Here is a 12,335-nt window from a genome sequence, read left to right as displayed (position 1 = left end):
ATGCGAGTACAACTCACAGGCGACAATCGATTAGGCATTACTCAAGAAGTATTAACCGTTCTGGTAAAGTCTGGTCTGGATATTCGTAACCTGGAAGTCACGACACACTACATATATATGGATATTCCAGCGTTGAAAAAGCCGGGCTTAAAAGCCCTGGCTGATGCTGTGAAAAAAGTTTCTGGCATTCATGATGTTTCCGCTATTGATTTACTCCCCACTGAGAGGCGACGCCTTCAACTTCATGCCGTCCTCTCCAGCTTACCTGACCCCGTAATTGCCATTGATACCCAAGGATTTATTACGCAAACCAACGAAGCCGCACAAGAAATCCTGCAAAAGAGTGAAGCCAAACTCCGTTGCTTTCCCTTAGACAAATTACTGAACTCTCCCATAACCGAGTTATTGCAACAGGCGGCCTTTCAAATTCCCGAAACAGAGATGGCCCTCGGTGCTGAGACATTCCTGCTTCACGCTGAACCCATTACTTCGCGCGACAAAAACGATACAGAAATATCCGGAAGTGTTTTGATTTTTCAACGCCCAGCAAGGATTGGACGTGCCTTTAGTGCTCTAGACACTCGCCAAGCCACCAGGGGCTTTAGCGCTATTCTGGGCGACACCGATGTGATGAAACACATCAAGGCCAAAGCACTTCGATTATCAAAAGTTGACGCACCTCTCCTTATCCTTGGAGAAACAGGAACAGGTAAAGAGCTGTTCGCGCGCGCTGCACACGAAGCAAGCAACAGAAACAAACATTCATTCCTTGCCCTTAACTGCGCAGCATTACCCGAAAACCTAGCCGAAAGTGAACTCTTCGGTTATGCATCAGGCGCCTTCACTTCTGCAGCCAAAGGCGGTAAGCCCGGATTACTCGAGCTTGCGGATACAGGAACTGTTTTCCTCGATGAAATAGGAGAACTCTCCCCTTATCTACAGGCAAAGCTCCTTCGCTTTTTCCAAGATGGAACTTTTCGCCGCGTTGGTGGCACCAAAGAAATCAAAGTCGATGTTCGAACTATCAGTGCAACAAACAGAGATCTCGAAAAGATGGTAACCACCAAAAAATTTCGCGAAGATCTTTTTTATCGCCTTAACGTTCTTTCGATTAACATACCACCGCTGCGTCACAGGATTGAAGACATTCCCTTATTGGCCAAACATTTTATTGCTCGCGCTGCACAGCAAATTAGATGCCAGGCTCCAAAAATTTCTCCTGAACTTCTTGAACTCCTCAATAGCTACGCTTGGCCGGGAAATATACGGCAAATGGAAAATCTTTTGTTTCGTGCCGTCTCTCTTTGTGATGATAACATCTTGCACCCCAGAGATCTTGAGCTACACGATCAGGAAAAAGAGACTATAGGAGCGGCAAAAAATAACTATCTGACTTCAGAAAAAATCTCAACACCAACCAATCCAAACACAGCGCCTCCTCATAGTTATAAAGAGGCTCTCGAAAACTTTGAGAAAAAGCTCTTCTCTGAACTCTACCCTCATTACCCTAGCAGTCGTAAACTCGCACACATCCTTAATGTTTCACACACAACCATTGCCGATAAACTTAGGAAGTATAAGATAAAACCTTCAGAATAAGGGCTAAATCTTCAATAAATTTCTCAACAACAACCATCGTCCGAGTTCTTCTTGTCTAACGTCGCGATTGGTACAACTAGTGATCATTCCTGCTACGCTGTATCAATCACCAAAAGCAAGCGTGTTTCTCCGGTCCCATCAATTGGTGGTGACCTGTGAACGATGTAAGGATAATCTGCTTTTGTCCACATTCTACCACGAAAAAACCCAACGTATCCAACAGGCAATTCTTCTATAGGATTTGGATCGTTGTCTGGCTGGAATACACCAAACTGAGTACCCCGACCACGGTATGTACAAAGCATTCGCGCCTTAACATTGTCGAGATGGAATTTCCGACAGGCATTACCGGTCACAACATCCAGCCGGATCTGAACCATATCTACCTCCATTACCCGTGCAAACATCGTTGCTAACGCCGCAATATCGCCTTCAAGCATACGTCGTCCAACTCCCCCGGGCATACCGATACTGTCAAATGAGATTTTAAGCGTACCTTTGACTGTCTCCGGTGACAAAATAACACGCATGTTCGGGAGATTTTGTGGTGGCAGTACATCAATCCAGTTCTGGAACCATGTACTAGGCCGCCGTTGCCAGATCGCTACCGCACAGTCAGGCGACAGAATTTCATTAAGAATTTCCGGTTCACTCCCCTCTACAACAGAACTGGTAATTTGCAATTTATTCGAGATGCCCACCATTATGCCACCTCCCGAATAGGATTCCAGCTTGGGAAAGGGTCTGGAAGGCTTTTCCAATCCGTGGGGACAAACTTTTCCTCGCCCTCAACTAACGCCGCATTCAAACTAGACGTAATGGCAGCCTTATCCATATCAGAACCAATAAATACCAATTCCTGCCGTCGATCCCCGAAAGGTTCTGCCCAATGACGTTCAAGGCAAGCGATAGCTTGGGGTTGATCTGGCCATAGCTCTTTCGGAACTGTAGCCCACCACTTACCCATCGGCTCTAGGCTGTACAAAGTTCCAGCAAGAGAAAATTCGGCAAGCCAATCAGGCCGGGTGGCTATCCATAAATGTCCTTTTGCTCGGATTACTCCATTCAAAGAACTGTTAAGAAAGTCGTGAATCAATTGCGGATGAAATGGACGGCGCGCCCGGTACACGAATGAAGAAACACCATATTCTTCGGTTTCTGGAATGTGATCAGCAAACCCATAAAGTTCTTTCGCCCATAAGGGGTGCTGATGTGCTGTTTCGAAGTTGAAGAGTCCGGTATCAAAAATTTTGTCATGTGGAACCTGACCAAAGTCCACCTCTATGATTTGAGCGTCCGAATTTAAGGATGTGATGATCTTTCGGGCTTCGACAAGTTTAGCCAAACCTGCATCACTGACCTTGTTAAGAACAATAACATCTGAGAACTCAATCTGATCGACGAGTAGATCCACAAGGGTTCGTTCATCTCCATCCCCCATAGTTTCACCTCGGTCTTTCAAAAAGTCATGGCTACTATAGTCATTAACAAGGTTTACCGTGTCTACGACAGTTACCATCGTATCAAGTCGCGCGACGTCTGCGAGGCTCTTCCCCTCCTCGTCACGGAACTCAAAAGTTGCTGCCACGGGTAAAGGCTCAGAAATACCTGTAGATTCGATAAGTAAATAATCGAAGCGTTTCTCCTCCGCCAGACGGGCAACCTCAATGAGGAGATCATCACGTAGCGTACAACAGATGCACCCGTTGGTCATCTCAACCAACTTTTCTTCTGTATGACTAAGTCCAGCACCTCCATCTCGAACGAGGTCAGCGTCAATATTCACCTCACTCATATCATTGACAATGACCGCTACCTTGAGACCATCACGATTGTTGAGTACATGGTTTAGAAGTGTCGTCTTCCCGGCCCCAAGAAAACCGGACAATACGGTAACAGGTAATTTTTTGATCATAGAAGTATAACCCAAAGATTGAGATTAACGCTCAGTACTGATGCACCCGAGCATGACATTGTTATTCGGTATGGCAGTGAAGGCTGAAAACAAGTCTAAAAAAGTTAAATAAATCTGTTTTAAGGCTTCAAATTTCTTTAACGAAATGTTATAACATAACATAATAAGATAAAATTATTAATCAAGTATAATTTTCTAATCCTTCAAAACATGATTTATTGTAAAGAACCGTTGACATAATTTTAGAATTAACATTTTTCGTAAGAAGTCAAAGTATCACTATTTTTAAGAGGCTGTTGACATTTATTCTCCCATCCTCATCTCTATTGATCACTCTTCTTACGTTCTCCCTTCGACCTAAATGTATTTTTCACCTTAAATTACGGAACTGCTCAATGGAAAAGATGCGCCTCATAATTGGCAATAAAAATTATTCTTCTTGGTCTTTGCGTCCATGGCTTGCCATGAAAGTTGCTGGTTTGGATTTTGATGAGGAAATCATCCCCTTATTTGAGCCCAACACAAAAACAAAACTATTAACATACTCACCCGTTGGTACCGTGCCTGTCTTAATGGACGGCGAACTCACAGTAAGCGACAGCCTCGCTATACTGGAGTATATTGCTGAAAAATACCCTGAAGCCCGACTTTTACCGCAAAACCCGTCTGATCGTGCCAAGCTGCGTTCGATTTGTTGTGAGATGCATTCAGGGTTCTTCCCCATGCGTGGCACTTTACATATGAATATGCGCAAGAAAATTCCCCTGAAAATCCCCGTAGATGTACAAGCCAATGTGGACCGCATTAAAAATCTATGGCAGACCTGTCGCTTAGAGAATGCAAGCAAGGGTCCTTTTCTTTTTGGACACTTCACCATTGCCGATGCCATGTACGCCCCCGTTGTGAGCCGTTTTAAAACCTATGGCATTGACCTAGGTGACATTTGCGAAGAATACAGCCGCACCATACTGAACCTACCCGAGATGCAAGCCTGGTATCAGGATGCGTTAAAAGAAACGTGGATCATTAAGCAAGCTGAGATCAATTAACAGCTCTAATCATCTATCTAAAATAGTAAAAAGGCTGCCTCGTATGGGCAGCCTTTTTACTATACTAAAGAATTTTGATATTAAGAAGTTGCCCTAAATACCTTTTTGCAACTGCATATCAGCAGGATCGATACCCGCAACTTCAACAGGTTTGGTCATTGCATCTCGGCGGAAAGGCTCTCCCAACTCCTGATTTAAAATGACCTCAATAAAGGTAGTAACGCCATCTTTCTGCGCTGCAGTTGCTTCTCTTAAAGTCACTGTTAATTCTGCCTGAGTATTAACAGTTACACCTTTAAGGCCACAACCCTCAGCAACTTTCGCATAACTCAAATGCGGGTCCAGCTCTGTACCAACAAAATTATTGTCATACCAAAGTGTCGTATTGCGCTTCTCTGCGCCCCATTGGTAATTACGGAAAATGACCATTGTGATAGCAGGCCACTCTTCACGACCAACAGAAGTCATTTCATTCATACTGATACCAAAAGCCCCATCCCCAGCAAAGCCAACAACTGGAACATCAGGACACCCAATTTTTGCACCAATAATAGACGGGAACCCGTACCCACAAGGACCAAATAAACCAGGAGCTAGATATTTACGCCCCTGTTCGAACGTTGGATAAGCATTACCAATGGCACAGTTGTTACCAATATCACTGGAGATAATTGCATCCTGGGGCAAACCTTCCTGTATCGCGCGCCACGCCATACGCGGAGACATTCTATCGGCATCACGGCTCCGGGAATCAGCATTCCATGTCGTTCCGGGATCATCATCTTCATGATCCATACTACTCAGAGTTTGTAACCAGGACGATTTGGTATGATGGATAAGTGCTTTCCGCTCTTCACGTCCATTATCACCAGCCGTCGAACTAAGCTGAGAGAGAATTTGCTGCGCAACCTGCTTTGCATCACCACAAATACCAACAGTAACTTTTTTCGTTAAGCCAATTCGATCCGCATTAATATCCACCTGAATAATACTTGCTTCTTTTGGCCAATAATCAATGCCATACCCCGGTAATGTCGAAAACGGATTAAGCCTTGTGCCAAGAGCCAAAACAACATCGGCCTTTGCAATCAATTCCATCGCAGCTTTGGAGCCATTATATCCCAACGGACCTGCGGCAAGAGGATGGCTTCCCGGAAAGCTATCATTGTGTTGATAACCGCTGGCAACAGGGGCATCCAGACGCTCAGCCAAAGCCTGACAATCTGGAATAGCACCACCGATAACAACACCTGCACCAGATAGAATAACCGGGAACGTTGCAGAAGACAAAAGCTCCGCTGCTTTTGAAATAGCATTGGCTCCACCAGACGGCAATTCAATATTTACCCGTTGCGGAATCTCAATATCAATTACCTGTGTCCACATATCGCGTGGTACGTTAATTTGCGCTGGAGCCGATCCACGAATAGCTTTTTGAATAACTCGGTTAAGGACTTCAGCCATCCGAGATGGATCACGAACCTCTTCCTGATAACAAACCATATCCTTAAACAGGGCCATCTGTTCAACTTCCTGGAAACCACCCTGCCCAATTGTTTTGTTTGCAGCTTGGGGAGTGACTAAAAGCATTGGTGTATGATTCCAGTAAGCGGTTTTTACTGGCGTAACAAAGCCTGTGATGCCCGGCCCATTTTGAGCAATGCACATGGCAATTTTGCCTGTGGTGCGCGTATAGCCATCACAAATCATCCCGCCGTTGGTTTCGTGAGCAACATCCCAAAACTTAATACCCGCTTTTGGGAACAAGTCTGAAATAGGCATAAAAGCAGAGCCGATAATCCCAAATCCATGTTCAATACCATGCATTTGCAGAACTTTTACAAAGGCTTCTTCTGTCGTCATTTTCATTTTAATTATTCCTTATTTCAAAAATTATCCCCTGCACGTAAAGAATGACAGCAGAGAAAATTCTTAAATGCCCAAATAAATTCTGGGTACAGATCCAGTTACTTTTTTGTCCGGCTTTTGCTTCTAAAGCCCTGACCAATCTCTCCAATTAACAAGCTTGAGAACCAGTCAAAGCGAATGCCCGTCCTGAAGTTAGAAAAGCAACAAATCGCGCGAGTTCATAGGTCCAGAAAAATTGATCAATGAGGCCAGATTTTCATCCCTGTACCATGCGTGCTTTACGATATTTTTTTTGTATTTTTAAATATTCGAAATTCCCAATAGCAGAAAAGTTTACCATATCTGGTAGGAAGAAAAACGGGCCCGACCCTTTAAGATCAGACCCGTTAGTCACAAGGAAAATATCGCTGAAGCTTTTTTTAAAATCCTTTTTGATAAAGCTCTTTGGTGAACCTTCTTTCTTGTAAAAGCTTACGAGCAAATTTTTGTCAAAGCATTATCAATAGCCGCAACAATTTCATCCAGCTCTACTTTCGAACAAATCAATGCCGGACTCAGACATAAAGTATTATTGAACTCTGTGAAGCTTCTGTTCGTGGCTCCGATAATTACGCCTTGGGACATACAATCCGCAACAATAGCTTGGGTAATGCTTTCATGAACAGGCTCTTTCGTGTCTCTATCCACAACAAGTTCCACGCCGCAAAACAACCCTTTACCTCGAACATCACCAACGATTTGGTGCTTATCTTTGAGCTCATAAAGCCGATCAATAAGATAGGCCCCCATTCGCGTCACATTTTCGAGAAGGTTTTCTTCCTCAATAATTCGCATATTTTCCAGCGCCGCAGCAGGCCCCGCCGTACAACCGCCAAACGTTGAAATATCACGAAAATAACTCATGGAATCAGAAGGATCGTTCTTGAAATGATTGAAGACCTCTTCAGTTGTTACTGTACAGGAAATCGCCGCATATCCAGACGCAACCCCCTTCGCCATTGTCACTATGTCTGGTTTGATCCCATAATGTTGATAACCAAACCACTTCCCCGTACGCCCAAGTCCACAAACGACTTCATCAATATGAAGTAAAATGTCGTATTTTTTGCATATTTCCTGAACCTTTTCCCAATATCCTTCTGGAGGTGTAATCACACCTCCACCTGCCGTTATTGGCTCAAGAACAATGGCTCCAACCGTATCCGGTCCTTCACAAAGAATGACTTCTTCAATGGCAAGTGCTGCTTTTATGCCATAGTCATCACATTCACCATACTGGGAACGGTACTCACAACAATGTGGAACCTCCACAAAACCCGGAGTAAAGGGCCCATATTGGGCTTTGCGTTGTAACTGCCCAGTAGAACTTAAAGCCGTGATGGTTGTGCCGTGATAATCACGATCACGGTACAAAATTTTGTGTTTCTTACCCCCGTATTTATTGTGAGCGATTTGACGGACAATCTTGTATGCCTTTTCATTCGCTTCCGATCCGGAGTTTGAATAATACACCCGGCTCATTCCCGGCATTTTATCAATCAGGCTCTTGGCAAAATTCGCGCCCGGAATAGATCCGGCTGAATTAGCAAAGTAATTCAATTTTACAAGCTGCTCACGAACCGCGTCAGCAATCGTCTCACGTCCATAGCCCACATTAACCGTCCAGACGCCACCAGACACCGCATCAAGGTACTTCTTGCCCTTGGCATCCCATACATTCATCCCCTTACCTTCGATAATCACCATAGGATCCACGGTTTCATATCGCTTGTGTTGACTTATATGGTGCCATACATGGGCGCGATCATTTTCGATGACTTCACTAAAGTCGTTTGTATGTTCTGTTAATGTCATGATTCACTTCCAACACAACAGGTTCCAGACAGTCTCAACGCCAAATGGCGTAAACACAAAAAGACTTTGTAAAACCTGAATATTTATTGATGGTTACTATTCGAAGTTTCACACAAGTTTTTAAAAATCGGATAGTTCCAGTTTGATCAAATTGATAAACCCACTTTAGATTTTAAAACTCAAAAGATCATTATTCTTGTTCACAAAAATTTAAATAATTTCAATATGATACATAGCATCAACAAAAAACAAACCCATCAACCAACTAACAGATGTAAGGCACACGGCAGATCCACAATGAATAATTTGGTGAGTCCAGTTTTCAGACACCTTGGTCGAAAGCACTCATACGTGATAAGATCGGCTGCTTATAAATATACGCCTTCCGAGATGTATCAGAGGCTTCTCTTTGATAGAGTTCACGAAAAAAATCTGTTTATGAATACTCATATCGTCCAACAAGAAATTTCCATCAACCGAAATGGGGACGAACGACTACAGAGGACGGATCCATGATGCCAACTACAGTACACAGTATCTCTAAATACACAGTTCAAATCCTTAACACCAAATCAACCCCAGATAATCCTAAAGCCCAAATTATAATCAGAATTATGAATGCAAAAGGCAAAGATTGTGGGTTCGCTGTATTTAAAGATTACGGTGATAAAAATGCTCAAAACCCTCATGGAGACCATAAAAAAGGTACTGCGACTGCCTATTTCGACATCAAATATTACCAACCATTTGTCGAAGTACTTAGGTTAGAAAAAGAACTATTTTGGAAAATCGCCTGGAAACAAACTGGACCAACAAAAACAGTTTCAGATGTCTCCCTAGATACTAAAGAAGAGATTATTGGTGATCATTTTGGAAATGGTGGAGCATAATTCCTCTTCCCAAATTAGTCCAAATCCAGAGCAAAACACATGTAAAAAAACGGCAATAGAGACTATCTCTACCGCCGTTTCATGTAATCTCTATAACAACCTGATAATCAGCTAAACTGGCGCCATTGCCTTATCAGCTAGATGTGCCGCACGTTTCGCGGCCTCAGCGGCCAGCTCATCTTTACGAACTTCTCTACGGCGATAAATTTCATGGAACGTAACACCCACTAAGGTGATACCAACAATAACAACAGCCAAAGCACTTAAAGAAGGATCAGTCCCCAACCGAGCTTTACTTGCCAATGCCGTTGTTAAAGTTTTTCCTTCTGTCATGGTAAAAACAGTCGTGTTGTAGTTTTCAAAACTTGTCAAAAAGGCCAACACCGCCGCAGAACCAATTGCTGGCTTTAAAAATGGTAACATTATTTTTTTGAAAACTTGAACATTTGTCGCTCCCAAATCCAATGCTGCTTCTTCCAATGTCCGATCAAATCTTTGCAATCGTGATAAGAAAATCAACATGCAATAGGCAGAAACAAAGGTCGATTGACCAACAATCGTTAGAAAGTAAGGATTATAGTAAAATGCTTCATAATCTTGTCCTTGAATTGTGCCAACCTTGTCCCAGAAAACCAGCGTAGATATACCAATAATAACGCCAGGTGTTAAAAGAGGTGAGACAACAATCGTATAGTAGATTGGTTGTACTTTTCTATGGACCTGAGACATCAGTAATGCTGCTGCCAAACCAATCGGCACAGACAAACAGATAACCCCTAATCCAACCAGCAAAGAATTCTGAAGTCCCTCAAGAATAGTCTTGTCATTAGCCAAGACAGTAAACCATTCAAGCGTACCTTCTTTAAAAGGTATAGCTGTTGGAAACTTTGGTGTATTAAATGCGGTTGTCCCCATAAGGATTAACGGGCCAAACAGATACAAAAAGAACATCGCAATATAAAATCGCACCATGTACTTTTGAATAAGATCAGAAGTCATTTAGCTAGCTCCCCTAAATTAACCTTGAAGAACTTCATGACTGTAAGGACAAACACAATACACGATAACAAGAATAAAAATGCGTATGCAGAGCCACGTGTCCAATCACCAAGATTAAACCAGTTCGTTATGATTTGCGTAAACCACAAGCTACTTGGTCCACCAAGGATTTGCGGTGCAGCCAAGGCCCCAGCCGTAAGCATAAAGACCATCGTACAGCCAGACGCAATACCCGGTTTAGCATAAGGCATTACAACCCGGTAATGAATGCGTGACCAAGAAGACCCAAGGTCTCTCGCCGCTTCAATTTGATTGTGATCCAAACTTTCAATCGCGTTATAGATCGGAAAAATCATCAGCAAAATATATGCATAACTCAAACCTGCATACATCGCGATATCGGCTTTTATGAAATCAAATGGCTCATCCATTATACCACTGCCGATCAAGACAGAGTTAATCACGCCACTGGATCCAAACAAAATTCGAAACGCAAAGGCTCTCAGGATTTCGTTCACCCAAAAAGGTAGCACCAGACATATTAAAAGTAACCGTACAGTCCCGCCTTTAGCAGTCTGAGCCATATAATAAGCAATAGGATAACAAAGCACAAAAGCGAGTAATGTAATACAAACTGACGCAATTATGGTTCTCAAAAAAACCTTTAAATGCAGTACATTAAACAGACTTTCATCACTACCACTCCCAAATATTACATAGCCATAATTATTAAGCGTGTAGGGAGTAAGTGAATAATCATAATTCACATCAGCAGCAACAGTGCCATCATGAAAAGAAAGCTCAACCATAAAGAATTGTGGCGCAACAATCATCACGACGACCCACAGTGAAACCGCAATCACAATATATGTTGAGACGACGATACCATTTCGCTCAATAAATTTAACTTGTTTTAGATAGTCCCAGGTGACGGATATCCCCCTTTGAGCTGGCGCTAGCACCAAGAGTGATGACAGAACAGCTAGGAAGAATGTCAAAAAGATAGCGAAATATGGGAGATCCAAATTTTGCAGTTGATCACTCATCAGCAAGATCTCCTTCCGGGAGCACAATCGCTCGATCTACATCAAAGCAAATCTTGGTGGTATCTCCAACCTGCATTTTAGACCCTGTACCATCATTGCTAATAGAAAGCGCGATCTTTTTTGCCGTTTCACCCTCGAGATGAATATGGATTGAATGACCTTCAAATTCTTCAGATAAAATTGTACTTTCGATTACATTTTCAGCTGGTTCATCTCCGCTTACAAGGGAAAGTGCTTCAGGACGAACGAAGAGGATAGCAGAATCTCCTTCACTTAAACCCTGAGTATTTCTACCGCGTAACAGCCCAAACTTATTTTGTATCTGCGCATAATTATCATCAGCTTTAACAACTTTGCCAAAGAAGGGATTATTTTCCCCTACAAAGGAAGCGACAAAAGCCGTTTCCGGTTCGTTGTAAATTGTACTGCCGTCACCAACTTGTTCGATAATACCAGCGGACATCACGGCGATACGATCCGACATGGTCAGCGCTTCGCCTTGATCGTGTGTGATGTAAATGAAGGTAATGCCGACGCGTTGCTGGATATTACGAAGTTCGCTGCGCATATGCTGGCGCAACTTCAAATCAAGTGCAGATAGGGGTTCATCAAGAAGTAATACTTCCGGCTCGACAGCAAGCGCTCTCGCAATCGCAACGCGCTGCTTCTGCCCACCGGAAAGTTCGGAAACCATTTTATCGCCCTGCCCCGAAAGCGCGATAAGATCTAACAATTCTTCGGCCCGACGGCGGCGTTCGACGTATTTCACGCCTTCAACCTCGAGACCAAAGGCAATATTATCAGCGACAGACATCAAAGGGAAAAGGGCAAGGTTTTGAAAAATCAATGCCGTCGGCCTTTTATTCGGCCCAATTCCCTGCATATCATTACCATTGATACGCACTGTTCCTTCTGTAGGCTCATTAAAGCCTGATACAGCCCGCAATATAGTTGTCTTTCCACAACCGGACGGACCCAGAAAACTAAAAAATTCACCTTTTTTAATTGACAAATTTGCATCGTCGACAGCGGTGAAATCCCCAAAACGAATTGTCACATGTTCTAAATCTACACCTGAGCTCATGACGACCCCACGACCACTCTCTCGGGCATC

Annotated in this window: 10 protein-coding genes; 3 read left to right on the top strand and 7 right to left on the bottom strand. The window is 43.3% G+C overall.

The window, feature by feature from the left end; translation table 11 throughout:
- Positions 1-1,599, top strand: coding sequence for a sigma 54-interacting transcriptional regulator (locus ACFSKO_RS06570; protein ID WP_380249701.1), 1,599 nt, complete (start codon positions 1-3; stop codon positions 1,597-1,599).
- A gap of 92 nt (positions 1,600-1,691) precedes the next feature.
- On the opposite strand, the gene ACFSKO_RS06565 is transcribed toward ACFSKO_RS06570, so the two are convergent.
- Both ACFSKO_RS06565 and zigA read right to left on the bottom strand, forming a co-directional pair.
- On the bottom strand, positions 1,692-2,303 hold the full coding sequence (locus ACFSKO_RS06565) for a DUF1826 domain-containing protein (RefSeq protein ID WP_380249699.1): 612 nt from the start codon (positions 2,301-2,303) through the stop codon (positions 1,692-1,694).
- The gene (gene zigA / locus ACFSKO_RS06560; protein WP_380249697.1) at positions 2,303-3,514 is read right to left on the bottom strand and encodes a zinc metallochaperone GTPase ZigA; all 1,212 of its coding nucleotides are present in this window, start codon (positions 3,512-3,514) and stop codon (positions 2,303-2,305) included. Before zigA ends, ACFSKO_RS06565 begins: the two co-directional genes overlap by 1 nt.
- Positions 3,515-3,909: 395 nt before the next feature.
- On the opposite strand from zigA, the gene ACFSKO_RS06555 reads away from it, so the two are divergent.
- Complete coding sequence (locus ACFSKO_RS06555) at positions 3,910-4,563, top strand: glutathione S-transferase family protein (RefSeq protein ID WP_380249695.1); 654 nt, start codon at positions 3,910-3,912, stop codon at positions 4,561-4,563.
- 93 nt (positions 4,564-4,656) lie between these two features.
- Here the strand turns inward: ACFSKO_RS06555 and xsc are convergent, their stop codons facing one another.
- Positions 4,657-6,432, bottom strand: coding sequence for a sulfoacetaldehyde acetyltransferase (gene xsc, locus ACFSKO_RS06550; RefSeq protein WP_380249693.1), 1,776 nt, complete (start codon positions 6,430-6,432; stop codon positions 4,657-4,659).
- A 471-nt stretch (positions 6,433-6,903) separates the two neighbouring features.
- Entirely contained in the window at positions 6,904-8,286 is a 1,383-nt protein-coding gene (locus ACFSKO_RS06545) for an aminotransferase family protein (protein ID WP_380249691.1), read from the bottom strand.
- Positions 8,287-8,798: 512 nt separating this feature from the next.
- Between ACFSKO_RS06545 and ACFSKO_RS06540 the strand changes: the two genes are divergently transcribed.
- Positions 8,799-9,176, top strand: coding sequence for a hypothetical protein (locus ACFSKO_RS06540; RefSeq protein WP_380249689.1), 378 nt, complete (start codon positions 8,799-8,801; stop codon positions 9,174-9,176).
- Positions 9,177-9,287: 111 nt separating this feature from the next.
- On the opposite strand, the gene ACFSKO_RS06535 is transcribed toward ACFSKO_RS06540, so the two are convergent.
- Genes ACFSKO_RS06535 through ACFSKO_RS06525 form a run of 3 tightly spaced genes read right to left on the bottom strand, consistent with a single transcriptional unit; the run spans position 9,288 to position 12,305 of the window.
- Positions 9,288-10,175, bottom strand: coding sequence for an ABC transporter permease (locus ACFSKO_RS06535; RefSeq protein ID WP_380249687.1), 888 nt, complete (start codon positions 10,173-10,175; stop codon positions 9,288-9,290).
- Positions 10,172-11,221, bottom strand: a complete 1,050-nt coding sequence (locus ACFSKO_RS06530; RefSeq protein ID WP_380249685.1) for an ABC transporter permease — start codon at positions 11,219-11,221, stop codon at positions 10,172-10,174. The genes ACFSKO_RS06535 and ACFSKO_RS06530 overlap by 4 nt, the downstream gene beginning before the upstream one ends.
- Positions 11,214-12,305, bottom strand: coding sequence for an ABC transporter ATP-binding protein (locus ACFSKO_RS06525; RefSeq protein WP_380249683.1), 1,092 nt, complete (start codon positions 12,303-12,305; stop codon positions 11,214-11,216). Before ACFSKO_RS06525 ends, ACFSKO_RS06530 begins: the two co-directional genes overlap by 8 nt.
- Positions 12,306-12,335 lie beyond the last annotated feature (30 nt).

Source organism: Kiloniella antarctica (assembly GCF_042682825.1).
Lineage (GTDB): Bacteria > Pseudomonadota > Alphaproteobacteria > Kiloniellales > Kiloniellaceae > Kiloniella > Kiloniella antarctica.
The sequence above is the reverse complement of the archived record's forward strand: the minus strand, read 5'-3'. Positions and strand labels throughout refer to the sequence as shown.